This window comes from Microbacterium sp. NPDC064978 (genome assembly GCF_044543605.1).
Classification (GTDB): Bacteria; Actinomycetota; Actinomycetes; order Actinomycetales; family Microbacteriaceae; genus Microbacterium; species Microbacterium meiriae.
On record NZ_JBITWF010000001.1, the window covers coordinates 933,873 to 959,744 of the forward strand.

At 70.3% G+C, this 25,872-nt stretch carries 30 protein-coding genes; 16 read left to right on the forward strand and 14 right to left on the reverse strand.

What is annotated here, in order from left to right:
* Positions 1-16 precede the first annotated feature (16 nt).
* The 3 genes from ACIGJI_RS04745 to ACIGJI_RS04755 are packed head-to-tail and all read left to right on the forward strand — an operon-like array spanning position 17 to position 1,046.
* A complete protein-coding gene (locus ACIGJI_RS04745; protein ID WP_060923504.1) occupies positions 17-274 on the forward strand; it encodes a hypothetical protein in 258 nt (85 codons plus the stop codon).
* An 8-nt stretch (positions 275-282) separates the two neighbouring features.
* Complete coding sequence (locus tag ACIGJI_RS04750) at positions 283-765, forward strand: BLUF domain-containing protein (RefSeq protein WP_259952183.1); 483 nt, start codon at positions 283-285, stop codon at positions 763-765.
* A complete protein-coding gene (locus ACIGJI_RS04755) occupies positions 762-1,046 on the forward strand; it encodes a hypothetical protein (protein WP_363445803.1) in 285 nt (94 codons plus the stop codon). The genes ACIGJI_RS04750 and ACIGJI_RS04755 overlap by 4 nt, the downstream gene beginning before the upstream one ends.
* 8 nt (positions 1,047-1,054) lie before the next feature.
* Here the strand turns inward: ACIGJI_RS04755 and ACIGJI_RS04760 are convergent, their stop codons facing one another.
* Complete coding sequence (locus ACIGJI_RS04760; protein ID WP_315638481.1) at positions 1,055-1,723, reverse strand: TetR/AcrR family transcriptional regulator C-terminal domain-containing protein; 669 nt, start codon at positions 1,721-1,723, stop codon at positions 1,055-1,057.
* A gap of 69 nt (positions 1,724-1,792) precedes the next feature.
* Here ACIGJI_RS04760 and ACIGJI_RS04765 point away from each other — a divergent pair, with 69 nt between their 5' ends.
* The gene (locus ACIGJI_RS04765; RefSeq protein WP_363445801.1) at positions 1,793-2,422 is read left to right on the forward strand and encodes a DUF4386 domain-containing protein; all 630 of its coding nucleotides are present in this window, start codon (positions 1,793-1,795) and stop codon (positions 2,420-2,422) included.
* Positions 2,423-2,520: 98 nt separating this feature from the next.
* Here the strand turns inward: ACIGJI_RS04765 and ychF are convergent, their stop codons facing one another.
* Positions 2,521-3,594, reverse strand: coding sequence for a redox-regulated ATPase YchF (gene ychF / locus ACIGJI_RS04770; RefSeq protein WP_187663609.1), 1,074 nt, complete (start codon positions 3,592-3,594; stop codon positions 2,521-2,523).
* Positions 3,595-3,708: 114 nt separating this feature from the next.
* Positions 3,709-4,449, reverse strand: a complete 741-nt coding sequence (locus ACIGJI_RS04775) for a class I SAM-dependent methyltransferase (RefSeq protein ID WP_363445799.1) — start codon at positions 4,447-4,449, stop codon at positions 3,709-3,711.
* A 59-nt stretch (positions 4,450-4,508) separates the two neighbouring features.
* Here ACIGJI_RS04775 and ACIGJI_RS04780 point away from each other — a divergent pair, with 59 nt between their 5' ends.
* Both ACIGJI_RS04780 and rmuC read left to right on the forward strand, forming a co-directional pair.
* Positions 4,509-5,102 (forward strand): exonuclease domain-containing protein, encoded by a 594-nt coding sequence (locus ACIGJI_RS04780; protein ID WP_363445797.1) that lies wholly within the window; start codon positions 4,509-4,511, stop codon positions 5,100-5,102.
* 51 nt (positions 5,103-5,153) lie between these two features.
* Entirely contained in the window at positions 5,154-6,422 is a 1,269-nt protein-coding gene (rmuC, locus tag ACIGJI_RS04785) for a DNA recombination protein RmuC (protein ID WP_363445795.1), read from the forward strand.
* Positions 6,423-6,454: 32 nt separating this feature from the next.
* On the opposite strand, the gene ACIGJI_RS04790 is transcribed toward rmuC, so the two are convergent.
* Both ACIGJI_RS04790 and glpX read right to left on the reverse strand, forming a co-directional pair.
* Complete coding sequence (locus ACIGJI_RS04790) at positions 6,455-6,742, reverse strand: hypothetical protein (protein WP_187663605.1); 288 nt, start codon at positions 6,740-6,742, stop codon at positions 6,455-6,457.
* Positions 6,743-6,913: 171 nt separating this feature from the next.
* Positions 6,914-7,900 (reverse strand): class II fructose-bisphosphatase, encoded by a 987-nt coding sequence (glpX, locus tag ACIGJI_RS04795; protein WP_060922697.1) that lies wholly within the window; start codon positions 7,898-7,900, stop codon positions 6,914-6,916.
* Between the two features lie 187 nt (positions 7,901-8,087).
* Between glpX and fbaA the strand changes: the two genes are divergently transcribed.
* Positions 8,088-9,116 (forward strand): class II fructose-bisphosphate aldolase, encoded by a 1,029-nt coding sequence (gene fbaA / locus ACIGJI_RS04800; protein WP_187663604.1) that lies wholly within the window; start codon positions 8,088-8,090, stop codon positions 9,114-9,116.
* Positions 9,117-9,180: 64 nt separating this feature from the next.
* Here the strand turns inward: fbaA and ACIGJI_RS04805 are convergent, their stop codons facing one another.
* The 3 genes from ACIGJI_RS04805 to ACIGJI_RS04815 form a co-directional block, all read right to left on the reverse strand.
* Positions 9,181-9,714: a DUF6264 family protein gene (locus ACIGJI_RS04805; RefSeq protein WP_187663603.1), complete on the reverse strand. Its 534-nt coding sequence runs from the start codon at positions 9,712-9,714 to the stop codon at positions 9,181-9,183.
* Positions 9,715-9,946: 232 nt separating this feature from the next.
* Entirely contained in the window at positions 9,947-10,738 is a 792-nt protein-coding gene (locus ACIGJI_RS04810; RefSeq protein WP_363445793.1) for an IclR family transcriptional regulator, read from the reverse strand.
* A gap of 2 nt (positions 10,739-10,740) precedes the next feature.
* Positions 10,741-11,787, reverse strand: coding sequence for a 4-hydroxy-3-methylbut-2-enyl diphosphate reductase (locus ACIGJI_RS04815; protein WP_187664117.1), 1,047 nt, complete (start codon positions 11,785-11,787; stop codon positions 10,741-10,743).
* 100 nt (positions 11,788-11,887) lie between these two features.
* Between ACIGJI_RS04815 and xseA the strand changes: the two genes are divergently transcribed.
* The 6 genes from xseA to ACIGJI_RS04845 all read left to right on the forward strand — a co-directional run bounded on the left by xseA (position 11,888) and on the right by ACIGJI_RS04845 (position 17,241).
* Positions 11,888-13,165 carry an exodeoxyribonuclease VII large subunit gene (gene xseA, locus ACIGJI_RS04820; RefSeq protein ID WP_315638493.1) on the forward strand — a complete coding sequence of 426 codons (1,278 nt, stop codon included), beginning with the start codon at positions 11,888-11,890 and terminating at the stop codon, positions 13,163-13,165.
* Between the two features lie 36 nt (positions 13,166-13,201).
* The gene (locus ACIGJI_RS04825) at positions 13,202-13,435 is read left to right on the forward strand and encodes an exodeoxyribonuclease VII small subunit (protein WP_187663600.1); all 234 of its coding nucleotides are present in this window, start codon (positions 13,202-13,204) and stop codon (positions 13,433-13,435) included.
* Positions 13,432-14,076 (forward strand): DUF4245 family protein, encoded by a 645-nt coding sequence (locus tag ACIGJI_RS04830; RefSeq protein ID WP_363445791.1) that lies wholly within the window; start codon positions 13,432-13,434, stop codon positions 14,074-14,076. The genes ACIGJI_RS04825 and ACIGJI_RS04830 overlap by 4 nt, the downstream gene beginning before the upstream one ends.
* Complete coding sequence (locus ACIGJI_RS04835) at positions 14,073-14,747, forward strand: carbonic anhydrase (protein ID WP_187663598.1); 675 nt, start codon at positions 14,073-14,075, stop codon at positions 14,745-14,747. Before ACIGJI_RS04830 ends, ACIGJI_RS04835 begins: the two co-directional genes overlap by 4 nt.
* Positions 14,744-16,138 (forward strand): aspartate ammonia-lyase, encoded by a 1,395-nt coding sequence (locus ACIGJI_RS04840; protein ID WP_187663597.1) that lies wholly within the window; start codon positions 14,744-14,746, stop codon positions 16,136-16,138. The genes ACIGJI_RS04835 and ACIGJI_RS04840 overlap by 4 nt, the downstream gene beginning before the upstream one ends.
* Before the next feature lie 266 nt (positions 16,139-16,404).
* Positions 16,405-17,241 carry a DUF559 domain-containing protein gene (locus ACIGJI_RS04845; protein ID WP_363445789.1) on the forward strand — a complete coding sequence of 279 codons (837 nt, stop codon included), beginning with the start codon at positions 16,405-16,407 and terminating at the stop codon, positions 17,239-17,241.
* Positions 17,242-17,668: 427 nt separating this feature from the next.
* On the opposite strand, the gene ACIGJI_RS04850 is transcribed toward ACIGJI_RS04845, so the two are convergent.
* The 3 genes from ACIGJI_RS04850 to ACIGJI_RS04860 form a co-directional block, all read right to left on the reverse strand.
* Positions 17,669-19,051 carry a PhoH family protein gene (locus tag ACIGJI_RS04850; protein WP_370428680.1) on the reverse strand — a complete coding sequence of 461 codons (1,383 nt, stop codon included), beginning with the start codon at positions 19,049-19,051 and terminating at the stop codon, positions 17,669-17,671.
* A gap of 158 nt (positions 19,052-19,209) precedes the next feature.
* Positions 19,210-20,340: an aminotransferase class V-fold PLP-dependent enzyme gene (locus ACIGJI_RS04855; protein ID WP_363445787.1), complete on the reverse strand. Its 1,131-nt coding sequence runs from the start codon at positions 20,338-20,340 to the stop codon at positions 19,210-19,212.
* 46 nt (positions 20,341-20,386) lie between these two features.
* Positions 20,387-21,166 carry an isoprenyl transferase gene (locus tag ACIGJI_RS04860; RefSeq protein ID WP_187664116.1) on the reverse strand — a complete coding sequence of 260 codons (780 nt, stop codon included), beginning with the start codon at positions 21,164-21,166 and terminating at the stop codon, positions 20,387-20,389.
* A gap of 96 nt (positions 21,167-21,262) precedes the next feature.
* On the opposite strand from ACIGJI_RS04860, the gene ACIGJI_RS04865 reads away from it, so the two are divergent.
* Complete coding sequence (locus tag ACIGJI_RS04865; RefSeq protein WP_268777787.1) at positions 21,263-21,994, forward strand: hemolysin III family protein; 732 nt, start codon at positions 21,263-21,265, stop codon at positions 21,992-21,994.
* A 7-nt stretch (positions 21,995-22,001) separates the two neighbouring features.
* Here ACIGJI_RS04865 and ACIGJI_RS04870 read toward each other — a convergent pair whose 3' ends face one another.
* Complete coding sequence (locus ACIGJI_RS04870; protein WP_187663592.1) at positions 22,002-22,289, reverse strand: hypothetical protein; 288 nt, start codon at positions 22,287-22,289, stop codon at positions 22,002-22,004.
* Between the two features lie 68 nt (positions 22,290-22,357).
* On the opposite strand from ACIGJI_RS04870, the gene ACIGJI_RS04875 reads away from it, so the two are divergent.
* Together ACIGJI_RS04875 and greA are read left to right on the forward strand one after the other, a co-directional pair.
* Entirely contained in the window at positions 22,358-22,744 is a 387-nt protein-coding gene (locus ACIGJI_RS04875) for a DUF4307 domain-containing protein (protein ID WP_363445785.1), read from the forward strand.
* Between the two features lie 97 nt (positions 22,745-22,841).
* The gene (gene greA / locus ACIGJI_RS04880; protein ID WP_136051615.1) at positions 22,842-23,333 is read left to right on the forward strand and encodes a transcription elongation factor GreA; all 492 of its coding nucleotides are present in this window, start codon (positions 22,842-22,844) and stop codon (positions 23,331-23,333) included.
* 66 nt (positions 23,334-23,399) lie between these two features.
* On the opposite strand, the gene ilvA is transcribed toward greA, so the two are convergent.
* Both ilvA and ACIGJI_RS04890 read right to left on the reverse strand, forming a co-directional pair.
* The gene (gene ilvA / locus ACIGJI_RS04885; RefSeq protein ID WP_187663590.1) at positions 23,400-24,629 is read right to left on the reverse strand and encodes a threonine ammonia-lyase; all 1,230 of its coding nucleotides are present in this window, start codon (positions 24,627-24,629) and stop codon (positions 23,400-23,402) included.
* A complete protein-coding gene (locus ACIGJI_RS04890; protein WP_187663589.1) occupies positions 24,626-25,822 on the reverse strand; it encodes an AI-2E family transporter in 1,197 nt (398 codons plus the stop codon). Before ACIGJI_RS04890 ends, ilvA begins: the two co-directional genes overlap by 4 nt.
* Positions 25,823-25,872: the final 50 nt, after the last annotated feature.

Genomic DNA, 25,872 nt, shown 5'->3' on the forward strand with positions numbered 1-25,872 from the left:
ACCGTAGGGTGGAGCCGTGCCTGATTCCCCCCACCCCGCATCGGATGTCCTCTGGGCGTGCGTCGAGGACGGCTTCCACGTAGGAAGCCGCGGCGGAGACTTCCTCGGCTACGTCGACCGTCAGCCGGACGGCCGCTTCGCCGCGTTCTCCGCGTCCGCGCAGCCGCTCGGCCTGCACGCCACGCTGAGCGACGCGACCACGGAGGTCGTCGCCCACGCCGGCCCCTCGGAGGGCGATGCCGCCCTCGGAACCCCGGAGCTGGTGCAGGGGTGACGGCGGCCATGACCGACGGGTTGCTCCGCCTCGTCTACACCAGCACGGCGGCGCAGCCGTTCCGTGAGACCGCCCTGGAGCAGCTTCTGGAGCAGTGCCGTCGGTCGAACGCGGCCCGCGACATCACCGGTCTCCTCCTGTTCCGCCAGGGGCGCTTCCTCCAGGTCCTCGAAGGACCGGTCGAGGCCGTACGCCGACTCGTCGACACGATCGCGGACGATCCGCGTCACCGCGCGATGCGCATCCTCCTGGAGACGCCGATCACCACCCGTCTCTTCTCCGACTGGTCGATGGGCTACCGGTCGTTCCGCGGTGGGAGCGCGGCCGCCCCCACAGGCTTCCGCGACTCCTTCGACGACCTCGTCGACGGCGCGGACTCCTCCACCATGGAGCGCGCTTTGTTCGAACTCACCCTGTGGTTCCGCACCCGCTCCGGCGCTGCGGTCCCGATCCCTGCCGGCAGCGGCGAGGGCACCTCCCTCCGGGTATGAGCCAGCCCGCAGGTGGACCGGAGCCGTCGCTCATCCAGCAGCGCATGGCACTGGAACGGCGGCGGAACTGGGGCGTCTACGCGATCGTGTTCTCGTCGGTGATGACGGTCGGCTGGACGGTCGCGTTCCTCCTCGATGCGCCCGCCGGGTTGTGGCGCGTTCTCAGCATCATCGTGTTCGCTGCCGGGATCGTCGTCGGTATCGTCGAGACCCGCCGCGCAAGGCGCGCGCTCCGTGAGTTCGAGGATCGCCACGGGCCGGACGCGGGGGTGCGGCACTAGCGGGGCGTTCAGCGAGCGGAACTCCACCCCTGCTCATGCAGTCGCGCGAATCCGTCGATCAGGAGGTCCAGCGCGAAGGCGAACTCCGCGTCGTCGTCACACGCGGCGCCGGCGTGCGGGGCGGTCGTCGCCATCCTCACGATCGCGGGGTACGAGACGGCGAACTCCGAAAGAGCCCGGGCACGCACCGCAGGATCCGCCGGGACCTCGGGGGTGGGCAGCACGTCCCGCGTGATCCCCCACATCCGCGTGCTCAACGCATGCATGGCGTGATGCACGAGGTCCGCGGACAGCCCCCCGTCGAACATGATGTTCATGAGCGAGTCCATGTACCCCAGCACCGTCGGTGTCGCCGCCGCCCTGGTCTCGATCGCCGCCTGCGCCCATGGGTGCGCGCCCATCACCATGCGGGCCGAGCCGATGCGCTCCCGGAGCGCGTCCTGCCATGGAAGACCACCCGCCGGGACGCCGATGCTCGCCACGAGCCTGTCGAGCATGCCGTCGATCAGCTCCTCGCGATTCGCGACGTGCTTGTAGAGCGCCATCGCGGTGACCCCGAGCTCGTCCGCGACCCGCCTCATGCTCGTGCGCTCGAGACCGATTTCGTCCGCCAGGGCGGCGGCCGCAGCCAGGACCTGCTCGCGGTCGAGCGGGCGGCGGACGGGAGAACTTGACACGTCTACAGCGTATACCTAGGGTGAGGAGCGCGTCGGTGTACGGCGTATACCTCTAGCTCAAGGAATGTCATGCCCGACCGCTCCCGCACATACGCTCGCATCGCGGGCATCCTTTACCTCGTTACCCACGCCACCTCGATCGCAGCGGTCGCGGCATACGCGGGGGGCGCACTGACCGGAGGCGTCGCTGTGGAGCTCCTCCTCGCCGGCGGATGTCTCGGAACCGGCATCCTCCTGTGGCTCCTGCTGGGCCAGGTCGGTCCCGCCCGGGCGGCCGCCTTCGCTGCGCTGCGAGCCCTCGAAGCCGCCCTCATCGCGGCAGGTACGCTCCCGATGCTCGCGCTGCAGGCGACGACCGCGACCGGACCGATGGCGGAGACACTCGTCGCGCTCCACACTGCCGCCTTCCTCGTCGGTCAGGGGCTGGTGATCAGCGCGAACACGATCATCCTGGGGTGGCTGCTGTTCACCACCGGCCTCGTCCCGCGCGCGCTGGCGGCGCTCGGTCTCATCGGCGGCACACTGGTACTCGCGAGCAACTCCGCACAACTGTTCGACATGATCCCGCAGGGTGGGACGGTCGCCGGGCTCTGCGCCCTGTCGATCTTCGCCTTCGAGATCTGGTTCGCGATCCACCTCATCACGGTGGGCCTCCGACCGCGCGCGTCGGTCCGTGCTCTCTCCCGATCAGCCCTCTGACCCTGGGCGCCTCGCCGCGTCCCGGTCCGCTGCTGACAGCTCGAGCCGCTCGCCGGGGCGGTTCGATGGCTGAGCGGTGTTCGCCCGGCCCGGCTGCCTCAGTTGTTGAAGCGGAACTCCACGACGTCGCCGTCCTGCATGACGTAGTCCTTGCCCTCCAGGCGCGCCTTGCCCTTGGACCGAGCCTCCTGCACGGAACCGGTCTCGACGAGGTCGTCGAACGACACGATCTCGGCCTTGATGAAGCCCTTCTCGAAGTCGGTGTGGATGACGCCGGCGGCCTGCGGGGCCTTCGATCCCTTGGGGATGGTCCAGGCGCGGGCTTCCTTCGGGCCTGCGGTGAGGTAGGTCTGCAGGCCGAGCGTGTCGAAGCCGATGCGGGCGAGCTGGTCGAGGCCCGACTCGTCCTGCCCTGTCGAAGCGAGGAGCTCGGCGGCGTCCTCGGGGTCGAGGTCCTTGAGCTCGGACTCGATCTTCGCGTCGAGGAAGATGGCCTGCGCCGGCGCGACGAGGGCGGCGAGCTCGGCCTTGCGGGCGTCGTCGGTCAGCACGGACTCGTCGACGTTGAAGACGAAGATGACGGGCTTGACCGTGAGGAGCCCGAGTTCGCGGATCGGCTCGAGGTCGAGGCCGCTGGTGGAGAGCAGAATTCCGCGCTCCAGCGCATCCTTGGCGGCCTTCGCGGCTTCGAGGACCGACGGGTCGATCTTCTTGCCCCGCACCTCCTTCTCGTACCGAGTGATGGCCTTCTCGACGGTCTGCAGGTCGGCGAGCATGAGCTCCGCGTTGATGGTCTCCATGTCCGACGCCGGGTTCACGGCACCGTCCACGTGCACGACGTCGTCGTCGGAGAACCCACGCACCACCTGGGCGATCGCGTCGGCCTCGCGGATGTTCGCGAGGAACTGGTTGCCCAGGCCCTCCCCCTCGCTCGCCCCTCGGACGATGCCCGCGATGTCGACGAACGACACGGCGGCGGGCAGGATGCGCTCGCTCCCGAAGATCTCGGCGAGCTTCTCGAGCCGCGGGTCGGGCAGGTTCACCACGCCGACGTTCGGCTCGATCGTCGCGAACGGGTAGTTCGCCGCGAGCACGTCGTTCTTGGTGAGAGCGTTGAAGAGGGTGGACTTGCCGACGTTGGGCAGGCCGACGATTCCGATAGTGAGAGCCACGGGGAACGAGTCTACCTGCGCCGCTCTCCCCTCCTCACCCTCGCGGAGGGCAGGCACTCACGCGGGATCAGGCGGCAGGGCGCAGAAACAGCCTGATACGGCGCGGGCGCCTGTTCAGCCGCGGGTCGCGCGGAACGCCCTCGTCATGTACGGCACCTCGACCGTGTCGTCCCCGTGCAGGCCGAGCTCGTCGAACAGCGCGTCCATCTCGCGACGGATCCGGTCCTTCTCGGCCTCGTCGGCGGTGATCACCGCACTGCGGGAGGCCGCCATGCGGTGCAGGAGCTCCCGCGTCATGGGGCGCGACCACTCCCACCGTTCCTGCGCCAAGGCGCCGAACGGCTCGGCCACCACGGGGTCGCCGGCCGCGAGCATGATCTCGGCGTTGCTGCCGTGCATGATGTCGGTGAGCCGCCGCACCCAGTCCACGCGCTCGTCGCGGAGGTTCCAGACGAGTCCCAGCACACCGCCCGGCCGCACCGCCCGACCGATCTCCGCCGAGGCGGCGACGGGCTCGACCCAGTGCCATGCCTGACCGAGCACCACGGCGTCCACGCTCGCGTCCGGCAGTGGGAGCTCCTCGGCGGTCCCGACGAAAGTGGGGACCCCTGGTACGGCCTCGCGAAGCGCGGCGAGCATCGCGGGGTCCGGGTCGATCGCCACGACCTCGGCGTCCGCAGCCGCGACGAGCGCCCGCGTGAGCTTGCCGGTCCCGGCGCCGACGTCGGCGACCCGACGCGCACCGTCCGCCATCGGTTCCAACATCCAGGCGACCGCCTCGAACGGGTACTCGGGCCGTCCGGCCTCGTAGCTTCCGGCCGCCGCACCGAAGGACCTCGCCAGTTCGTCCGCCATGTGGCCAGCATACGGCGAGCCTGCACAGCGACGTCGGAGGCCCGGGAGAGAGTGAGGACGTGCCACTGGACTTCACTGCGATCGACTTCGAGACCGCGAACTCCAGCCCGGCCTCCGCGTGTTCCGTGGGACTCGTGCGGGTGCGGGACGGGAAGGTCGTCGCCACCGCGAACTGGCTGATCCAGCCTCCGCCCGGCCATGACGAGTTCCAGGAGTGGAACGTCCGCATCCACGGCATCCGCCCCGAGCACGTGCTCTCGGCGGCCACGTGGGTCGACCAGTTCGAACGGCTGTGCGCCTTCGCCGGAGCGGACGTGCTCGTGGCTCACAACGCCGGCTTCGACCTCAACGTGCTGCGTCGGGCGACGGAGGTCACGGGCCAGATCTGCCCGCCGTACCGTTCGCTGTGCAGCCTCCAGGTGGCGCGGAAGACCTACCAGCTCGACTCGTACCGCCTTCCGCTCGCCGCCGCGGCGGCAGGGTATGCGGAGTTCGCGCATCACGACGCGCTCGCGGATGCGCTCGCCTGCGCACAGATCATCGTCGACGCGGCCGCCCGCGCCGGCGCCTTCGACGTGTTCGGGCTCGCCGACGCCCTCGGGCTCCGCGTCACCGAGCCCGCCGTGCCGGCGCTGGAGCGCGCCGTCGCCTGACGCGCCTCGCCGCCTCCCGGCGATGTCGGAGGCCCTCGGCATCATGGAGCCATGGATGCCCTGTCGATCGTTCTCCTGCTCGTGGCCCTCGCCGCGGGCGTCGCTCTCGGCTGGTTCCTCCGAGCCGGACGGAGCGCCGCCGACATCGCGCGCACGCAGGCTGAGCTCGCGGCGGCGCGAGACGACCGCGACCGCCAGTACGACCTCTACCGGGACGCGGTCGAACACGCCCGCTCCGAGCAGCGGGCGGAAGCGCAGCGTGTCCAGCAGCAGAACGCCGTGCTGCAGGCCCTGGCACCGGTGCGCGAGAGCCTCCAGCAGATGCAGTCCAAGGTCGCTGCGATCGAGAGCGAGCGGCAGGCGCAGTTCGGCACGCTCGCCGAGCAGCTCCGACGTGCCCAGGAGTCCGATGAAGCGCTCCGTGCTACCACCGAGTCGCTCGCCGGCGCGCTGCGATCCACCTCCACGCGCGGCGTCTGGGGCGAGACCCAGCTGCGACGCGTCGTCGAGGCCGCGGGGCTGACCAGGCACGTCGACTTCGACCTGCAGGCGACGATCACCTCCGACCGCGGGCAGGGGCGCCCGGACATGGTGGTCCGCCTGCCGGGCGGCACGTCGATCGCCGTGGACGCGAAGGTGCCGCTCGACGCTTATCTCGAGGCGTCGGCGCTCCCCGTCGGCGACGCCCACGAACCGCAGCGTCGTGCCCACATGCAGAAACACGTCCGCGCGGTGCGCGCGCACGTCGACGCCCTCGCCAAGAAGGCCTACTGGTCGGGCCTCGACGCGAGCCCGGAGTTCGTCATCTGCTTCCTGCCGAGCGAGTCGCTGCTGGCCGCCGCCATCGACGAGGACCCCACGCTGCTCGACTACGCCTTCAGCCGCCGCGTGGCGCTCGCCTCTCCCGTGAACCTCTGGGCGGTCCTCAAGACGGTCGCCTACACGTGGACCCAACAGGAGGTGTCCACCGAGGCCCGGTCACTGCTGGCACTCGGCACACAGCTGTACGAGCGCCTCGGCACGCTCGCGGGTCATGCCGACGACCTCCGTCGGGCGATCGAGCGCACGGTCGACAGCTACAACCGCTTCGCCGGATCCCTGGAGTCCCGGGTTCTCGTCACCGCCCGCCAGTTCCCCGGCGTCGATGCGGACGCCTTGGCACCGGTGCCGGCGATCACCGCGGACGGACGGCGCTTCACCGCGCCGGAGCTCCTGGTCCCGACCGAGGCCGAAGACGCCGCCGACGCGATGCAGGCTGATGTCGGCGAGGTTCGCGCGCGTCTTGATCACGCCGCCGCGCTTCCCGACCGGGAGGACTGACAGCGGCGACGGATCGACCGGCCGCGAGGGCGTCAGGCGACGCCGGGAACGCCACTGAGCAGCAGGATGACGAGGCCGCTCGTGGCGAGGAAGGCGCCGATCATCCACCAGGCACTGACCTCGTGCCCCTCGGCGCGGCGGACGCGGAACAGCACGTCGGCGCGCCGAGCCGGGTCGACGGCCGGCTGCGCGACGGGTGCCGGCGGGGCCACGGCCGCCGCTTCGGCATCGGCGCTCACCCGGAGGATGCGTCCGGTGTTCGTCGTGATGATCTTGGTCGGCGCGGCGCTCTTCGAGCCGCTCGTGTGCTGCGTTGTCATGCGTTCGCCCTCCTGTGCCTGCGGTGCCTGGCGGCTCCGTCGACGGCGACAAACCCAGTGACAATTGTGACACGACGGCTCGCCGAACCGGGGCCGACCCGTGGAGGAGGCGATACCGGGTCGGTAACGATGGCGGGAATCCGGCCCACGATCATCACCGCGGGAGAGGCCTCACAGCCACTTCGAGACGAGGTGCTCCGACGCGATGCGGCGCAGAGTTCCGGAGGCTCCTCGCAGGACCACGCTCTCGGTGTAGACGTAGCCGCGCTCGCGCCGCACACCGGCCACGAGCTGGCCGTCCGTGACACCCGTCGCGACGAAGATCGTGTTGTTCCCCTGCACCAGGTCGTCGGCTTCGTAGACCTTGTCCATGTCGAGCCCCGCGTCGATGCCGCGCTGGCGCTCGTCGTCGTCCCGCGGCCAGAGCCGACCCTGGATATGACCGCCGAGGGCCTTGATCGCACACGCGGTGACGATGCCCTCGGGGCTGCCGCCGACCCCCACGCACATGTCCGTGCGGGCGTCGTGCCGGGCGGCGTTGATGCCGCCGGCGACATCGCCGTCGCTCATGAGGCGGGTTCCGGCTCCGGCGTCGCGGATCTCCTGGATGAGCTGCTCGTGCCGGGGGCGGTTGAGCACCGACACCACGATCTCGTCCACCGGCTTGTCCAGCGCACCGGCGAGCTTGCGGATGTTCTCGCCGATGGGCAGACGGATGTCCACCACGCCCACACCGGCGGGCCCCGTGACGAGCTTGTCCATGTAGAAGACGCTGGAGGCGTCGAGCATCGTGTCGCGGTCGGACACGGCGATCACCGAGAGGGCGTTCTGCCGCCCGGCGGCGGTCAGCGACGTGCCGTCGATGGGGTCCACCGCGATGTCGCAGAGGGGCCCGCGACCGGTCCCGACGACCTCGCCGTTGAAGAGCATCGGGGCGTTGTCCTTCTCGCCCTCGCCGATCACCACGCGGCCCTGGAAGTCGACCGTCCCGAGGAAGGCCCGCATGGCGTCGACGGCCGCACCGTCAGCGGCCTCCTTCGCCCCGCGGCCGATGAACGGCACGGCTCGGATCGCCGCCGCCTCGGTCGCGCGCACCAACTCCATCGCGAGGTTCCGGTCGGGACGCAGCGGACTCAGATCGGCAGTCAGACTCACCATGATTCCCAGCCTAGCCACGAGGAGGGCACCGATCGGCTCGTTTTCCGCTCGCGGGCTATGAAGAAATCGCACTTCTTAACGCTGACGAAGGAGAACCACCGCCACGGCGTGCCTCGCCCTGCCGACGCCGCACACCCGCCCCGATAGAGTGGCAGCTGTCCCGGCTTCACCTACCGCAGGAGTTCTCATGCCCGTCGCCACCCCGGATCAGTACGCCGACATGCTCGACCGCGCGAAGGCAGGCGGCTTCGCGTACCCCGCGTTCAACGTCTCGAGCTCGCAGACGATCAACGCCGTCCTCCAGGGCCTGACCGAGGCCGGCTCCGACGGCATCATCCAGGTCACCACCGGTGGCGCCGACTACTTCGCCGGCCACACGGTCAAGGCGCGCGCGACCGGCGCCCTCGCCTTCGCCCGCTACGCCACCGAGGTCGCCAAGAACTACCCGGTCACCGTCGCCCTGCACACCGACCACTGCCCGAAGGACGCCCTCGCGGGCTTCGTCGAGCCGCTCATCGCCGCCTCGGAGGAAGAGGTCAAGGCCGGCCGCAACCCGATCTTCCAGTCCCACATGTGGGACGGCTCGGCGGTCCCGCTCGCCGAGAACATCGAGATCGCCAAGGAGCTGCTCCCCCGCATGAAGGCCATCAACGCCATCCTCGAGGTCGAGATCGGCGTCGTCGGCGGCGAGGAGGACGGCGTGCAGCACGAGGGCTCGAACGAGGCCCTCTACACGACCTTCGCCGACGTGGACCAGGCCGTGCAGGCACTGGGCCTCGGCGAGCAGGGCCGGTACATCGCCGCCCTCACCTTCGGAAACGTGCACGGCGTGTACAAGCCGGGCGGCGTGAAGCTGCGTCCCGAGCTTCTCGGCGAGATCCAGGCCGAGGTCGCCGCGAAGTACAACACCGGCGCCAAGCCCCTCGACCTCGTCTTCCACGGCGGCTCCGGTTCGACCGACGAGGAGATCGCGCTCGCGGTCGCCAACGGTGTCATCAAGATGAACATCGACACCGACACGCAGTACGCCTACACCCGTGCCATCGCCGACTACATGTTCAAGAACTACGACGGCGTGCTGAAGGTCGACGGCGAGGTCGGCAACAAGAAGCAGTACGACCCGCGCGCCTGGGGCAAGATCGCCGAGACGGCCATGGCCGCCCGCGTGGTCGAGTCGACCCGTCAGCTCGGCTCGTACGGCCAGTCGAAGAGCTGACCGTCCGCACGAACACGAAGGGGCCCGGCATCATGCCGGGCCCCTTTCGTGTCTGCGCGCGGGGTCAGCGGGTCCCGGTCGCCTGGTCGAGGTAGGCGATGAAGGCCGGATCGCCCATCATCGGTACGACGAGACAGAAGGCGGCGATGCCCACCGTGACCACCGCCCCGACGACCGGGAGCCACCATGTGACGCGGCCACGGCGCAGGCGACGGATGGACAGCGCCGCGGTGACGCACCAGCCGACAGCGAGCACCACGGCGGCGATGGTCCCCCACATGCGGCCCGCGGCGTAATTCGTGAACTCGCCCTCGATGCCCAGCATGCCCATGGTCTGGTTCATGACGGGAACGATGTCGAGGTAGGACAGACCGGTCACCACGACGTTGACGAGGCCGTAGGCGAGGAGTGCGATCGTCGCGAACCTGTCCACAGGGTGGGGGCGCGCCGGAGCGGACGTCTGCGGTGCGGCCGACGGGGCCGGCGCCGGGGATGGCGCCGTCGGTGCGACCACCTCCGCCAGGGGTGGAAGACCCGCGGCCCTCCGCTGCTCCTCTGGCGTGGCGAGTTCCCCGTAACGGGGGCGCTGGTCGGTCATCCCGCCATGGTATCGGCAGGGGCTCAGCGGGCCGTTCAGGAAACCGGGCCCCAACCGATAGCGGCCCCGGAGAAGTGGGGACTTCTCGGGGCCGCGGACGTGGAGCGCTGGGGACGCTCCTCATCCCGTTGGTCGCCGGCGCTGGGGACGCCGTAGGCGATCAGTAGGGCGTTGTCAGCCACTACGTCTTCGATCATAGGGAACCCGCGATGCCCGCACCAGGCCCCGGAATTCAGATGGTGAACTCCGCGTCCGGCCCGTCGGTGTGGAGGGCATCCGCCCCCAGCTGCAGCGAGAGCCGCCGCGCCGTGCGTTGCAGGTTCGACACCAGTCGGCGGTTGACGACGGCCCGGTCGGCGGGCAGGGAGACCGCCAGCGACGCCGTGACGCCGGGCGCTATGACGGGCACCGCGACGCACGTCGCGCCGATCGCGTACTCCTCCCGGTCGACCGCCCACCCCGGCGTCTGCTCGAGCTGGGTGAGGAGGGTCCGTCGATCGCTGATCGTCCGCGGCGTGAGCTCTTCGAGCCGGTGCCGGGCGAGGTAGTCCAGGCGATCCTCCTCGGAGAGCGCCGCGAGGATCTGTTTGCCGAGCGCGGTGGCGTGGGCACTGGCGTGCAGTCCCACCCAGAGCTCGATGCGCGGATTCCGCACGGAGTCCACGATGTCGACGAGGTGCATCTCCCCGTCCGCGTATCGGGAGAGGTAGGCCGTGGCGCCGACGTCCTCCGTCACTGCGCGCAGCGCGGCGCGCACCCGCGCCAGGAACACCCCGCGCGAGTCGATCTGCTGCTGGAACGACGGAAATCGGCCTCCCAGCACGAGTCCGTCCGGCTCTGCGCTCAGATACCCCTCATGCACCAGCGTGCGCACGAGGTTGTAGGTCGTTCCCGGCGTGAGTCCCGTGATCGACGAGAGCATCTTTGCCGGAAGAGGCCGTGGGGAGTTCGCGACGATGTCGACGAGGCGGAGCGCGCGTTGCACGGACCCGATGAGGGTCGGCTCCGCCTCCGCGGCGTTCACCGCTACGCACCCCCTCCAGCGGAGGCGCGGCCGCCGAGGGCGCGCGCGTCGCGCTGACCCGCGGCATCCTGACGGAGCTCCTTCGGCAGCGAGAACATGAGGTCCTCCTCCGCCGTCTTGACCTCTTCCACGTCGCGGTACCCGGCATCGCCGATCGCGTCGAGCACCTCGCGCACGAGAACCTCGGGCACCGACGCACCGCTGGTGACGCCCACGGTCTCCACCCCGTCGAGCCACTCCTGGCGGATCTCCTCGGCGTAGTCCACGCGGTAGGCGGCCTTGGCGCCGTACTCGAGGGCGACCTCGACGAGCCGGACGCTGTTGGACGAGTTGGCCGATCCGACCACGATCACGAGATCGGCGCCCTGGGCGACCTTCTTGATGGCGACCTGCCGGTTCTGCGTGGCGTAGCAGATGTCGTCGGACGGCGGGTTGTGCAGCTCGGGGAAGCGGGTGCGGAGCCTGTTCACCGTCTCCATCGTCTCGTCGACCGAGAGCGTCGTCTGCGACAGCCACACGACCTTCGACGGGTCCTTCACCTGCACGGTGTCGGCCTCTTCCGGCGAGTTCACGACGGTGACGTGGTCCGGGGCCTCCCCCGCGGTTCCCTCGACCTCCTCGTGGCCGTCGTGGCCGATGAGCAGGATCTCGAAGTCGTCCCGGGCGAAGCGCACGGCCTCGCGGTGGACCTTGGTGACGAGCGGGCAGGTCGCGTCGATCGCGTGGAGGCCGCGATCCGATGCGGCATTGACGACGGCCGGGGAGACGCCGTGCGCGCTGAAGACGACATGCGCCCCCTCGGGCACCTCGTCGACCTCTTCGACGAAGATCGCGCCCTTGGCCTCGAGCTCCGTCACGACGTGGATGTTGTGCACGATCTGCTTGCGGACGTACACGGGGGCACCGTAGCGCTCGAGCGCCTTCTCCACAGCGACCACCGCGCGGTCCACCCCTGCACAGTATCCGCGGGGGGCGGCGAGCAGGACGCGCTTGTGTCCGGGCACCGGGTTATCCTGAAGCCGCCCGGCCGCGGCGCGCACTCGTGGGATGCGAGGAGCGGGAAGATGAACGGCAGTCGAAGTCACCCCTCGATTCTACCGTCGCGCGGCTGGACGGGGCCGGTGAGCGCGCGGGCAGGAACGGGAGCAGATGACAGTCTTCGAAGCGGCGACAGGACCGGGCGAGACGCCGCCGGCGGATGCCGTGGCCCCGCGCGACTCCACCGCCCAGGCGCCGACGTCCGTGGCCCGACTGAACGCCACCATCCGCGACTTCGTGGCCCGCTGGAACACGGTCTGGGTCGAGGGCGAGATCACCTCGTGGAACGTCCGCGCCGGGAACGTCTTCGCCCGCCTCAAGGACACCCGCTCCGACGCGCAGATCTCCATCCGCGTCTGGTCGAGCGTGCGCGGCCGCATCCCCGCCGACCTGGGTGTGGGCGATCACGTCGTCGCCGCCGTCAAGGCCGACTACTTCGTTCGCTCCGGCGACTTCAGCTTCGCGGTCTCCGCCATGAAGCACGTCGGGCTCGGCGACCAGCTCGAACGCCTGGAGCGGCTGCGCGTGCAGCTCCGCCAGGAGGGCCTCTTCGACCCCGCCCGCAAGAAGCGCCTGCCGTTCCTCCCCCACGTCATCGGCCTCATCACCGGCGAGCGCTCCGACGCCGAGAAGGACGTGCACCGCAACGCCGAGCTGCGCTGGCCGCAGGTACGGTTCAAGACCGCGTACGCCGCCGTGCAGGGCGACCGCTGCGTGCCGGACACCCTGGCCGCGTTGGCCCGTCTCGACGCCGACCCCGAGGTCGACGTCATCATCATCGCGCGCGGCGGCGGCGACCCGCAGACCCTCCTCGGCTTCAGCGACGAGCGCCTGGTCCGCGCCGTCGCGGCGGCCTCCACGCCGGTGGTCAGCGCCATCGGCCATGAGAACGACCATCCCCTCCTCGACGACGTCGCCGATCTGCGCGCGTCGACGCCGACCGACGCCGCCAAGCGCGTCGTTCCGGACGTCGGGGAGCAGCGCGCGCTCATCGCGCAGCTCCGGTCCCGCGCCACGACGCGCCTCACCCAGCGCCTCTCGCACGACATCGCACAGCTGGAGCAGCTGCGGTCCCGTCCCGTGCTGCGCTCCCCCGCTCCGATCATCGACACGCGCGCGCAGGAGACCTTCCTGCTCCTCGCCCGTGGCCGCGACGCGGTCACCCGGCAGCTCGACGACGCCGGCCGCCGGACCAGCGAGTTGCGCGCCTCGCTGCGCGCCCTGTCCCCCGCCGCCACCCTGGCCCGCGGCTACGCGATCGCACACCTCGAGGGCGGTGTCATCCTCCGCGATGCAGCCGATGCGCCCGCGGGCAGTGCGCTGACGCTCACGGTGGACCGAGGGTCGTTGGCGGTGCGCTCGGAGGGCGAGATCGCGGAGGACGCCTGAGCGGGAGGCGTCCGAGGCACGACGTAGGATGGAGGAGTGAGCGCCGTGAACGACACCCCCGTGGACACGCTGTCGTTCGAGGCGGCCCGTGACGAGCTCGTGCGGGTCGTCGCCGAGCTCGAACAGGGGGCACCGACCCTCGAGCACTCGCTCGCACTCTGGGAGCGCGGCGAGGCCCTGGCCGCCCGTTGCGAGGAGTGGCTGCTCGGCGCGAAGCGCCGGCTCGAGGCCGCTCGCACCGCCACCGCCGACGAGAGCGACGCGTCATGAGCAAGGGCCCCGCGATCAACGCCGACCTCGGTCGGCCGGAGACACCTGACGAGACCGCCGCGCGCAAGGCCGCGTCGAGCAAGGCCTATCGGTCGAGCCAGACGGTCCGCAATCTCGTCGCCGCCCTCGTGGTGACCCTCGCGGTCGTCGTCGTGATCATCGCGCTCGTCCCCCGCGGCGAGCCGGTCGCGGCGAAGCCGATCGACGTGGCCGCCATCGCCGCCGACGTCGAGTCGTCCATGGGCAGCCCGGCGATCGTTCCCGAGACCGACGAGTTCTGGCGGGTGAACGCGGCCGAACTCCAGAGCGGAGCCCCGCTGGTCTGGGAGGTCACCCTCGCGCCCGCGGCGCAGGATGAGCGCGGATTCATCAAGCTCGCCCAGGCGTTCGACGCCGACGCCTCCTGGGCCCCGCAGCGGCTGAACGGCGTCGCCCCGACCGACACCGTGCGCATCGGCGGCCGGGAGTGGGACGTCTACCAGCCCGGCTCCGCCGGCGCCGAGGCGAACGTCACCTATGCCCTCGGCACCCAGGCCGGCGACGACTACGTGCTCCTCTACGGCTCCCGCTCCGCAGACTCCACCGCCGAGCTCGCGGAGTCGCTCATCCCCCAGATCCGCACCGTCTCGGAGGCCCGATGACCCACCCGCTGACCCCCGCCGCCGCCTGGAAGCAGATGCAGGACGGCAACCGTCGCTTCGTCCGCGACGAGCCCCAGCACCCGAACCAGAACGTCGACCGCCGCAAGGACCTCACCGCGGCCCAGCACCCGGTCGCGACGCTGTTCGGCTGCTCGGACTCCCGTCTCGCCGCCGAGATCATCTTCGACCTCGGCCTCGGCGACCTCTTCGTCGTGCGCAACGCCGGACAGGTGATCGGCGAGTCGATCGTGGCGAGCCTGGAGTACGCGGTCGCCGTTCTCGAGGTGCCGCTCATCGTGGTCCTCGCGCACGACTCCTGCGGTGCGGTGCGTGCCGCCATCGACGGCACGGCCATCGACGCCGACCCGCTCCCCCCGCACATCTGGAAGCTCATCGCGCCGATCGTCCCTGCCGCCCGCAAGGTCCTCGCGGAGAGCGGCGGCGGCACGGTGGCCGACATCGATGCGGAGCTCGTCGGCCGCGAGCACCTGCGCAACACCGTCAACGACCTGCTGCAGTCGTCCGAGATCATCAGCAACGCCGTCGCCGAAGGCCGTCTCGGCATCGTCGGCGCCAACTATCGTCTGGCCGAGGGCGAGGCAGCGCCCGTCGTCACGGTCGGCATCGAAGCCGAGGGGATCGACCCCGCAACCAAGGAGGGTTCGGAATGACCGACACCGAGTACCGCATCGAACACGACACCATGGGTGAGGTGCGAGTGCCCGTGAACGCGCTCTACGGGGCGCAGACGCAGCGCGCCGTGGAGAACTTCCCGATCTCCGGCAAGGGCCTGGAGTCGACGCAGATCGCCGCACTCGCGCGTATCAAGAAGGCCGCCGCCCTGGCCAACAAGGAGCTCGGCACCCTCGACGGCGCCATCGCCGATGCCATCGCGCAGGCCGCCGACCAGGTCGCATCCGGCGCACACGACGGCGAGTTCCCGGTCGACACCTACCAGACCGGCTCCGGCACCTCGTCGAACATGAACATGAACGAGGTCCTGGCGACGCTCGCGAGCCGCATCCTCGGATCGACCGTGCACCCCAACGACCACGTGAACGCCTCGCAGTCGTCGAACGACGTGTTCCCGACCTCGGTGCACATCGCGGTCACCCAGGCGCTCATCGACACCCTGATCCCCGCGCTCGACCACCTCGCGGTCGCGCTCGAGGCCAAGGCGGAGCTCTGGAAGGACGCGGTCAAGTCCGGCCGCACGCACCTCATGGACGCGACGCCCGTCACGCTCGGCCAGGAGTTCGGCGGCTACGCCCGCCAGATCCGTCTGGGCATCGAGCGCGTGCAGTCGGCGCTCCCCCGCGTGGCGGAGGTGCCCCTGGGCGGCACCGCCGTCGGCACCGGGATCAACACTCCCCTCGGATTCCCGCAGAAGGTCATCGAGCTGCTCGCGGCCGAGACCGAGCTGCCGATCACCGAGGCGAAGGACCACTTCGAGGCGCAGGCGAACCGCGACGGTCTCGTCGAGGCCTCCGGCGCACTCCGCACGATCGCCGTGTCGCTCACGAAGATCAACAACGACCTGCGCTGGATGGGCTCCGGCCCCAACACCGGTCTCGGCGAGCTGCACATCCCCGACCTGCAGCCGGGGTCGTCGATCATGCCGGGCAAGGTCAACCCCGTCGTGCCCGAGGCCGTGCTCATGGTGTGCGCGCGGGTCATCGGCAACGACGCCACGGTCGCCTGGGCCGGCGCCTCCGGCTCGTTCGAGCTGAACGTCGCCATCCCGGTCATGGGCACCGCGGTGCTCGAGTCGATCCGTCTGCTGTCGAACGCCTCGCGGGTGCTCGCAGACAAGACGATCGACGGCCTGCAGGCGAACGTCGAGCGGGCGGCGGCCTTCGCGGGTATGAGCCCGTCGATCGTGACGCCCCTGAACAAGCTCATCGGCTACGAAGCCGCGGCGAAGATCGCCAAGCACTCGGTCGCCAAGGGCATCACGGTGCGCGACGCCGTGATCGACCTCGGCTACGTCGAGCGCGGCGAGCTCACCCTCGAGCAGCTGGACGAGAAGCTCGACCTGCTGTCGATGACCCACCCGGGCTGATCCACGCTCGAAGACGGATGCCGCGAGGACCTCGGTCCCCGCGGCATCCGTCGTTTCCGGCACCGTCCCGTTCTCCGATCCCGTTCTCGTTCCCACCTCGGATGCACGACCACGTTCCGTCTGCACGACGGAATCCCCGGATCAGGACTACCCGCGGCTCCGGATCGTGCAGGTGACTCTTCCTCCACGTATCCCCGGACATCCCGACTCGTCCCCACGACGCCCTTCGGCCCCCGCCGTGACGCCGGAGGACGCAGAATCGGCGAATGCTCGATCCCGTCTCGACCCTTCACCGTCTCGGAGGCATCGCCCGCGGTCGCGACCTCGGGACTTTCGGAATCTCCCGCTCCGCCTTGTCCCGCGCGGTGCGCGCCGGCCGGATCCATCGGGTCCGCGCGGGGGTGTTCGCCACCCACGACCTCGACGCGACGGTGCTCACGGCGGCTGCCCACGGAGGGGCCATCAGCTGCGGCACCGCGCTACGTGCCCACGGAGTCTGGGTGCTGTCGGAGAGCGATGCGCCGCACGTCTGGCTCGGTCGCAACGGGCGCGCGCACCCGCACATCGAGTGCCGGTGCATCCCGCATCATTTCGAGGGACGCACCCGGTTCGGCATCGTGGCTGTCGAAGACGCGCTCCGGCACCTGCACGTGTGCGAGGGTGACGAGGCTTTCTTCGTGTCCTTCGAGTCGGGCTGGCGGCAGGGACTGATCGGGCGGACCGCACGAGCCCGGATCCGCGCCGCGCTGCCCCGGTCCGCGCGTTGGCTCGTGGACTTCGCCCGTTCCGACGCGGACAGCGGTCTGGAATCCCTCCTGCGCCTCCGTCTCCACATCCTCGGCGTCCACCTCGCGACGCAGGTCTCGATCCCCGGTGTCGGCCGCGTCGATTTCGTTGTCGACGGTCGCCTCATCATCGAGGTCGACGGCCGCGAGCACCACGGTGCTCCCGAGATGCGTCACCGCGATCTCTCCCGCGATGCTGCGGCATCGCGACTCGGGTACGAGACGCTGCGCTTCGACTACGCCCAGGTCGTGCACGACTGGCCCATGGTTCAGGCTGCGATCGAAGGGGCTCTGCGCCGGGCCCGCGACCGCGTCTGACCGCGGTTCCGCCCGCACGGCCCCGTTCCGCCCGTACGGCCCCGTTCCACCTGCACGACCCCGTTCCGCGTGCACGACCCCTCTGGCCCCGGGCGCCGGCCGACGGTGCAGGATCGTGCAGGTGTCGCTACCGACGTCCGAGGGCCCGCGGGACGGATGCACGAGCTGGGTACGCCTGCACGACGGAACACCCCTGATCGACCCACCACTGTCGTCGGATCGTGCATCCGGGAGATCGTGTATCCCGACGGGAGCGTGTATCCACCCGCTCGTGTGACGTGACGTCTGGACCTCCAGGTGCACGAGCCCGACATGGATGCACGATCGAAGAGGCCGGTGGGGCCAACAGGCGGGACGAGATCGTGCGGCCGGGACGCGATCGTGCGGGCGGGCCCGGGTCGTGCAGAGCCCGCCCGCACGGATCGGGTCAGCTGAGCTCGCCGCCCTCCAGGAGGTCCGTGACGAGGGCGGCGATGGCGGAGCGCTCCGAGCGGGTCAGCGTGACGTGTCCGAAGAGGCCGTGTCCCTTGAGGGTCTCGATGACGCTCGCGATGCCGTCGTGCCGACCGACCCGGAGGTTGTCGCGCTGCCCGACGTCGTGGGTGAGGATCACCCGGGAGTTCTGGCCCATCCGGCTGAGCACCGTGAGCAGCACGTTCCGCTCCAGGGACTGCGCCTCATCCACGATCACGAAGGCGTCGTGCAGGGACCGTCCGCGGATGTGGGTGAGCGGCATGACCTCCAGCAACCCGCGCTCCACGACCTCGTCGATGACGTTCCCGGAGACGACGGAGCCGAGGGTGTCGTACACCGCCTGGCCCCAGGGGTTCATCTTCTCCCCCTGGTCGCCCGGGAGGTATCCGAGCTCCTGGCCCCCGACGGCGAACAGCGGACGGAACACGATGATCTTCTTCTGCTGCTGCCGCTCCAGCACGGCCTCCAGACCCGCGCACAGCGCCAGCGCGGACTTGCCGGTGCCCGCGCGTCCGCCCAGCGACACGATGCCCACCTCGGGGTCGAGGAGCAGGTCGATCGCGATGCGCTGTTCGGCGGAGCGCCCGTGCATGCCGAAGATGTCCCGGTCCCCGCGGACGAGCCGGAACTCGCCGTCACCGGTGACCCGACCGAGGGCCGATCCGCGCTCGGAGTGGATGATGAGGCCGGTGTTGACGGGGAGCCCGTGCACGTCCTCACTGATCCCGACCTCGCTCTCATAGAGGTCGCTGATGTCATCGCCGGAGAGGTCGAGGGTGGCGATACCCGTCCAGCCCGAGTCGACGGCCTGCTCCGCGAGATACTCCTCGGCACGCAGCCCGAGGGACGCGGCCTTCACCCGCATCGGGAGATCCTTCGACACGATGGTCACGTCCTGGCCGTCCTGCGCGAGGTGCATCGCCACGGAGAGGATGCGGCTGTCATTGTCACTGAGGCGGATGCCGGCCGGGAGCACCGAGAGGTCGGCGTTGCCGAGCTCCACGCGGAGGGTGCCGCCCTCGCCGACCTCCACCGGGAAGTCGAGGCGGCCGTGCTCGACGCGGAGGTCGTCGAGGTGACGCAGCGCCTGGCGGGCGAAGTAGCCGATCTCCGGGTCGTGCCGCTTGCCCTCGAGTTCGGTGATGACGACCACCGGGAGCACCACGGAATGCTCCGCGAAGCGGAAGAGCGCCTGCGGATCGCTCAGCAGGACCGAGGTGTCGAGGACGTAGGTGCGCAGATCCTGATCGGGTTCTGCGGCCGCGGCCTGTCTCGTCGTCTGACGGGTGGACTGCTGCGCGGTGCTGGTGGACTGCTGCGCTGAACGTGTGGTCACGACCCACTCCCGACCCGGGGATTCCCGGCTATTCGAACGAGTCGACCAGGGGGTCACGAGTCGCGAACCTGAGGCCGACCCGACCGGGCGCCTTGCCCGATGCCTTGAAGGTACGACCGCCCGGGCGTTTTCCACGAACAAGACACGCCAGCGATTCGTTACGGGACGATGAACGATTCCTTGCCGAACGCGCCGAGGGTCTCATCGAGCAGTGCGAGGGTCTCGGCGTCGGTGCCCGCGTGCGGTGCGACGCGGATCGACTCGCCACGCGCCGTGACGACCAGTCCGGCGTTCGCGAGGGCCGCCGCGAGCCGAGCGGGTTCCTCCGGTGCGAGGGCGACGATCCCCGCGCGCTCGGTGCGGTCGCGCGGGGAGACGACGGCGATCCCATGGCGGTCGGCGGTCTCGATCACCGCGTCCACCTGCGCGGAGACCCGCTCTTCGATGGTCGCGACGCCGGCGTCCCTGACATCGCGTGCGCCGGTTGAGAGCCGGCCGGCGGCGAGCGTGTCCGGCACGCTGATCGTGTACGCCTTCGCGTCCGGTGCCGGGGCAGGCAGCTCGTCGACGAAGAGTCCGCTCGCCGTCGTCCCGGTGATGCCGGAGAGCACGGGCGCGATGCGCTCGCGCGCCTGCGGCGAGAACCAGGCGAACCCGGTGCCCCGGCCCGCGCGCAGCCACTTGTACCCGTGCCCGACGACGGCGTCCGCGACGCTGTAGTCGGCGTCGATCACACCGAAGGACTGCACGGCATCGACGATGAGGAGGCGGTCCGGGCCGAGGACGTCACGCAGCGCGGCGAGGTCGGCACGGTAGCCGGTGCGGAAGTCGACGTGGCTGACGGCGAGGGCGACGACCTCGTCGTCGAGGACAGCACTGACGGCGTCGGGAGTGACCCGTCCGTCCTCGGGCGTGATCCACCGTGGTGTGACCGCGCGGCCGGACGCGGTCGCCGCGCGCTCCAGAGTGAGGCTCACACTCGGGAACTCCGCCGTGCTCGCGACGACCGCGCCGGAGACCCCGTAGAGCGCGTGCATGAGGCCGTGCGTCGACGACGGCTGCAGCGTGACCTCCGCGGCGTCCGCGCCGAGGAGTTCGGCGATGACCTCCTGCGCCTGCCCGATCCGCTCTCCCACGAGGGCCAGCGACGACGGCCGACCGCTGCCGAGCAGGTCCGCGTCCGCGAACACCTCGGCACGGACCGAGGGTGACACGGGGCCGAACGCCGCCCAGTTCAGGTAGCCGGGCTCGGCGTCGAACGTTCCGATGTAGTCGTCGAAGGAGCTCACTGCGTCATTGTGACACGCGCGCGCGGTTCCCGGATCAGCGTCCGGATCAGCGTCCGAATCGGCGGTCGCGGTCGGCGTAGTCGCGGATCGCGCGGAGGAAGTCGACCTGGCGGAGGTCCGGCCCCAGGGCCTCGACGAAGTAGAACTCGCTGTGCGCGCTCTGCCACAGCAGGAAGTCGCTCAGCCGCTGCTCGCCGCTCGTGCGGATCACGAGGTCGGGGTCGGGCTGGCCGCCCGTGTAGAGGTGCTCCCCGATCATCTCCGGAGTGAGGTGCGCCGCGAGGTCTTCCAGCGTGCCACCCGATGCCTCATGCTTCGTGATGATGCTGCGCACCGCGTCGACGATCTCGTTCCGGCCGCCGTAGCCGACCGCGAGGTTCACGTGCAGTCCGGTGTGGTCCTTCGTCCGCTCCTCCGCGTCGGCGAGCACCCGTGCCAGTTCGACGGGGAGGATGTCGGAGCGGCCGACGTGCTTGACCCGCCAGTTCCCCTTCTGGGATAGCGCCTCGGCGAGTTCCGCGATGATCTCGATGAGGTCGGCGAGCTCGGCCGAGTCCCGTTTGCGGAGGTTGTCGCTGGACAGGAGGTAGAGCGAGACGACCCGTACCCCGAGCTCATCGCACCAGCCGAGAAACTCCTGCATCTTGGCCGCCCCCGCACGGTGCCCTTCGGCCGGGGTGTCGAATCCGAGCTGCCGCGCCCACCGGCGATTGCCGTCGATCATCATCGCGACATGGTGCGGAACGGAGGCCGGATCGAGCTGACGACGCAGCCGGCTGGTGTACAGCCGGTACAGCGGTCCCCGCCCCGGGCTCTCGCGTGACATCACCCACCTACGCTACCCTGCCCCGGTCTTCCGCGCCGGTGCAGAACCTGGGGACATGTACGGGGCGGGGCATGCGCAGCCGCTTAGAGTGAGCACGTGAGCACTTCCGACCAGACCGGCGCCGACGTCCCACAGCTGCCGCTGCTCGAAGCCGCGGCCGCCGATGCGGCGACCGAGATCAAACCGACCTGGCGCGGCTGGATCCACGCCGGCACGTTCCCCGTCGCGCTCGTCGCCGGCATCGTCCTCGTCGCCGTGTCGCAGGGCGCCGCGGCGAAGTGGGCCGCGGTGGTCTTCATGGCCACCTCGCTGCTGCTGTTCGGGAACTCGGCCGTGTACCACCGCTTCAACTGGCGGCCGCGGGTCAAGGGCATCCTCAAGCGGATCGACCATGCGAACATCCTGCTGCTCATCGCCGGCACGTACACGCCGCTCGCGACCCTGGCGCTGCCGCCGGCGAAGGGCGTCCTGCTGCTGACGCTGGTCTGGAGCGGAGCCCTGCTCGGCATCCTCTTCCGGGTGTTCTGGATCCACGCGCCGCGCTGGCTCTACGTCGCGCTGTACCTGCTGCTCGGCTGGGCCGCGGTGATGTACATCGTCGACCTGCTCGACGCCAACGTCGCCATGATGGTCCTCGTGATCGTCGGCGGTCTGCTCTACACGGGCGGCGCCATCGTCTACGCGCTGAAGAAGCCGAACCCCTGGCCCGGACACTTCGGCTTCCACGAGATCTTCCACGTGTGCACTGTTCTGGCGTTCCTGTGCCACTGGACGGCGTGCCTGCTGATCGCCCTGCACCCGCTGTCGCCGTCGCTCGGCGCGCCCTGAGCCGGGGTCAGCGCTCGCGCGGCTCCTCATCGGACGCGGCCGGAGCTTCCGGTGCGGTGCGACCGTCGTCCGCGGCGTTCTCGGCGGCGCGGGCGGCTTCTTCCGCGTCGAGCTCCTCGCGGACCTCTTCGCGGTACCGCACCCGGCGGATCCGGCGGTTCATGTCCCAGATCAGCAGGATCACGGCGATGAGCACGAAGACGATCACCGCGAAGCCGGCGAAGCCCGGCGTGACCGACTCCGGAGCCACCGTCATCGACGGTGTCGGCATCGGAGTCTCGGAGAGGAAGCGCATGAATCGGCCTTTCGTACGCAGGTCGCATAACCTGGTAACACCAGCCTAACGACCGGAAGACCCCACCTGTGACGACCGCCCTCCAGCTCGACGAACGCTACGGCCGCACCCGCCGCCGTCGGTGGCCGTGGTTCCTCGCCGGGGCCGTCGCCCTGCTCCTCCTCGCCGCCCTCGCCTGGTCCACCGTGAGTCAGTCGATGAGCTCCGTCGATGCCGACGACCTGGGCTTCGAACTCGTGGACGAGCATGCCGTCGACCTCCGCTTCCAGGTCACCGGCGTCCAGGGCAAGGACGTCGTCTGCGTGCTCGAAGCCCTCGACGAGGAGTTCGGTGTCGTGGGCTGGAAGATCGTGCAGATCCCGGCCGGAGACGCCCACTCGCTCACCCGTGCGGAGCGCATCCCGACCGTCGCGGAGGCCACGACAGGTTTGGTGAACACCTGCTGGGTCGCCTAGACTGATGCCAGACAGACGACGCCCCGGCACCGTGCCGGGGCGTCTTGGCATATCCCCCGCGGCATCTCGGCGGGATCCCGATAGAAGGAGCTTCGTCATGTCCACCGATGCTCAGGTCCCCTTCCTCACGCAGGAAGCCTACGACCGGCTCGTCGCCGAGCTGGAACACCTCTCCACCGTCGGCCGCGACGAGATCGCCAAGCGCATCGAGGCGGCCCGCGAGGAGGGCGACCTCAAGGAGAACGGCGGCTACCACGCGGCGAAGGACGAGCAGGGCAAGCAGGAGGCGCGCATCCGCACCCTGGAGGCGCTGCTGAAGACCGCGAAGGTGGGCGAGGCTCCCGCCAGCCGCGGCATCGTCGAGCCGGGCACTGTCGTGACCGCGGTCGTCGCGGGCGGCGAGGAGGTCTTCCTCCTCGGCAGCCGCGAGATCGCCGCCGCCGGCAGCGACCTCGACGTCTACAGCGAGGCCAGCCCGCTGGGCCAGGCGATCCTCGGCCTCAAGGTCGGTGAGTCCTCGTCGTACGAGGCGCCGAACGGCCGCTCGATCAGCGTCGAGATCGTGAAGGTCGAGACCTACACGGGCTGACGCCTGTTCGTCACGACGCACCCCCTCGACCGCGACGGTCGAGGGGGTGCGTCGTATCGGGCGGACTCAGTCCGGGACGACGATGGGCGCGAACCCGGCGCGACGGAGGGTGTCCAGCGTGTGGGCCGAGTGCTCCGCCCCGCGGGTCTCCACGCTCAGTTCGAGGATGACCTCGCTGATCTGGAGTCCGTGGCCGTGACGGGTGTGCATGGCCTCGATGACGTTCGCTCCCGCCTCCGCGATGAGCTCGGACACGCGGGCGAGCTGACCCGGACGGTCGGGTAGCGGGATGCGGATCGTGAGGTACCGCCCGGAGGCGGCGAGGCCGTGCGACACCACCCGCTGCAGCAGGAGCGGGTCGATGTTGCCGCCGGACAGCACCGCCATCGTCGTGCCGGTCGCCGACACGCGTCCGGAGAGGATGGCAGCGACGCCTGCCGCACCGGCCGGCTCGACCACGACCTTCGCCTGTTCCAGGAGCACGAGCATCGCGCGCGCGAGGTCGTCGTCGGAGACCGTGACGACCTCGTCGACGAGTTCCTTGATGATCTCGAACGGCACGGCGCCCGGTCGCGCGACGAGGATGCCGTCCGCGATGGTGGGGCGCGTGACGATGTCGACCGGCTCCCCGGCCGCCAGCGACGGCGGGACGGCGGCCGCGTTCTCCGCCTGCACGCCGATCACGCGGATCGTGCGACCGAGTTCCGCGGCCTTGGCCTTCACCGCTGCGGCGACGCCGGCGATCAGCCCGCCGCCGCCGATCCCGAGGACGACGGTGTCGATCTCGGGCGCATCCTCCAGCAGTTCCAGGCCGAGCGTGCCCTGCCCGATGACGATGTCACGGTGATCGAAGGGATGGATGAGCACGGCACCGGTGCGCTCGGAGAACTCGGCGGCCAGGCGCAGCGAGGTGGCGACCGTCTCCCCCTCGAGCACCACGTCCGCGCCGTACCCGCGTGTGGCGAGGAGCTTCGGAACCGGGACCCCGAGCGGCATGAAGATCGTCGCGGGGATGCCGAGTGCCTGGGCGGCCAGGGCGACGCCCTGTGCGTGGTTCCCGGCCGAGGCCGCCACGACGCCGCGGGAGCGCTCCTCCGCGCTGAGCCGGGAGAGGCGGTAGGCCGCACCGCGGATCTTGAAGGAGCCCGTGCGCTGCAGGTTCTCCATCTTCAGCAGCACCGGGGCGCCGAGCGCATCGGACAGCGCCCGCGAGGGCAGGGTCGGGGTGTGCGAGATCACCTCAGCCAGACTTCGAGCCGCGTCCTGGAACTCGGTCAGGCTGGGGACTGCGCTCATCGATTCCTCCGTCTCCGCTCGCGCGGAACTGTGCTCCAGATCAGGTCTCCGCTCGGCCCGACGCCGGTGCGCCAGGATCCCGAGCTGATGGTCACCGCCGCCACGTTCACGAACGCGGCCAGCGGAACGGCGAAGAGTGCGCCCGGGATCCCCGCGATCATCGCGCCGCCCGCGACCACGAGGACGACGGCGAGCGGGTGCACCTTGACGGCGGAACCCATCATGATCGGCTGCAGGATGTGACCCTCGATCTGCTGCACGGCCAGCACGACCACGAGCATCCAGAGGGCGATCCACGGGCCGTTGTAGACGAGCGCGAGGAACACGGCGACCGCACCGGTCACGACCGCACCGACGATCGGGATGAACGAGCCGAGGAACACCAGGACGGCGACGGGCAGCGCGAGCGGGACCTGGAGCAGGAAGGCACCGAGGCCGATGCCGATCGCGTCGATCGTCGCCACGAACAGCTGCGTCCTGGCGTAGTTGACGATCGTCGTCCAGCCGTTGCGCGCGGCACCGTCGACAGCGGGACGGGCCTTCCGCGGGAAGATCCGGAGCGTCCAGCGCCAGATACCGGCGCCGTCCGCGAGGAGGCAGATGAGGATGAACAGGGACAGCAGCGCCCCCGTGGCGACGTGCCCCACGGTGGTCCCGATCGCGAGGGCCCCCGTCCAGAGGACCTGCGCCTGCTCGCTGATGAAGTCGAGGCCCTGCTGCAGATAGTCCGCGATCTGCGTGTCCGACAGACTCAGCGGGCCCTCGTGCAGCCAGACCTGGAACTGGTCCAAGGCCTCGGTCGTGCGCTGCTGCACGTCGGGGAGCTGGGCGCGCACCTGCCACACCACGAGCCACATGAGTCCCGTGACGATCGCCGCGGTGCCGATGAGCGAGACGGCGATCGCGAGCCAGCGCGGGAACCCGTGGCGCAGCATCCAGGAGAACGCCGGCCACAGCAGGGCGGTGATGAGGATCCCGACCATGAGCGGGATGACGAGGAGCTTGAGCAGCATCACCAGCCAGATGAAGACGCCGATGGCCGCTGCGATGAGCAGCAGGCGCCAGGCGTAGCTCGCCGTGATGCGCAGAGGCAGCGGCACCGCTTCGTCGGCTTCGGTGGTCACGGTCCGATCGGTCACCACGGGGCGCGGACGGAACAGATCGCGCAGCCGGGGTCGCTGGTCCTCGCTCATCGCCTCAGTCTACGGTCATGCCGTATGCCGTTCGACGCATCTTGCGCGCG

Coding starts and splice junctions, on each gene's coding strand:
- ACIGJI_RS04890 (WP_187663589.1), bottom strand. CDS start 25,822: ATGAGCGAGGACCAGCGACCCCGGCTGCGCGATCTGTTCCGTCCGCGC.
- xseA (WP_315638493.1), top strand. CDS start 11,888: ATGACAGTCTTCGAAGCGGCGACAGGACCGGGCGAGACGCCGCCGGCG.
- ACIGJI_RS04830 (WP_363445791.1), top strand. CDS start 13,432: ATGAGCAAGGGCCCCGCGATCAACGCCGACCTCGGTCGGCCGGAGACA.
- greA (WP_136051615.1), top strand. CDS start 22,842: ATGTCCACCGATGCTCAGGTCCCCTTCCTCACGCAGGAAGCCTACGAC.
- ilvA (WP_187663590.1), bottom strand. CDS start 24,629: ATGAGCGCAGTCCCCAGCCTGACCGAGTTCCAGGACGCGGCTCGAAGT.
- ACIGJI_RS04790 (WP_187663605.1), bottom strand. CDS start 6,742: ATGACAACGCAGCACACGAGCGGCTCGAAGAGCGCCGCGCCGACCAAG.
- ACIGJI_RS04755 (WP_363445803.1), top strand. CDS start 762: ATGAGCCAGCCCGCAGGTGGACCGGAGCCGTCGCTCATCCAGCAGCGC.
- ACIGJI_RS04860 (WP_187664116.1), bottom strand. CDS start 21,166: ATGTCACGCGAGAGCCCGGGGCGGGGACCGCTGTACCGGCTGTACACC.
- rmuC (WP_363445795.1), top strand. CDS start 5,154: ATGGATGCCCTGTCGATCGTTCTCCTGCTCGTGGCCCTCGCCGCGGGC.
- ACIGJI_RS04750 (WP_259952183.1), top strand. CDS start 283: ATGACCGACGGGTTGCTCCGCCTCGTCTACACCAGCACGGCGGCGCAG.
- ACIGJI_RS04805 (WP_187663603.1), bottom strand. CDS start 9,714: ATGACCGACCAGCGCCCCCGTTACGGGGAACTCGCCACGCCAGAGGAG.
- ACIGJI_RS04765 (WP_363445801.1), top strand. CDS start 1,793: ATGCCCGACCGCTCCCGCACATACGCTCGCATCGCGGGCATCCTTTAC.
- ACIGJI_RS04845 (WP_363445789.1), top strand. CDS start 16,405: ATGCTCGATCCCGTCTCGACCCTTCACCGTCTCGGAGGCATCGCCCGC.
- glpX (WP_060922697.1), bottom strand. CDS start 7,900: ATGGTGAGTCTGACTGCCGATCTGAGTCCGCTGCGTCCCGACCGGAAC.
- ACIGJI_RS04870 (WP_187663592.1), bottom strand. CDS start 22,289: ATGCGCTTCCTCTCCGAGACTCCGATGCCGACACCGTCGATGACGGTG.
- ACIGJI_RS04835 (WP_187663598.1), top strand. CDS start 14,073: ATGACCCACCCGCTGACCCCCGCCGCCGCCTGGAAGCAGATGCAGGAC.
- ACIGJI_RS04775 (WP_363445799.1), bottom strand. CDS start 4,449: ATGGCGGACGAACTGGCGAGGTCCTTCGGTGCGGCGGCCGGAAGCTAC.
- ACIGJI_RS04840 (WP_187663597.1), top strand. CDS start 14,744: ATGACCGACACCGAGTACCGCATCGAACACGACACCATGGGTGAGGTG.
- fbaA (WP_187663604.1), top strand. CDS start 8,088: ATGCCCGTCGCCACCCCGGATCAGTACGCCGACATGCTCGACCGCGCG.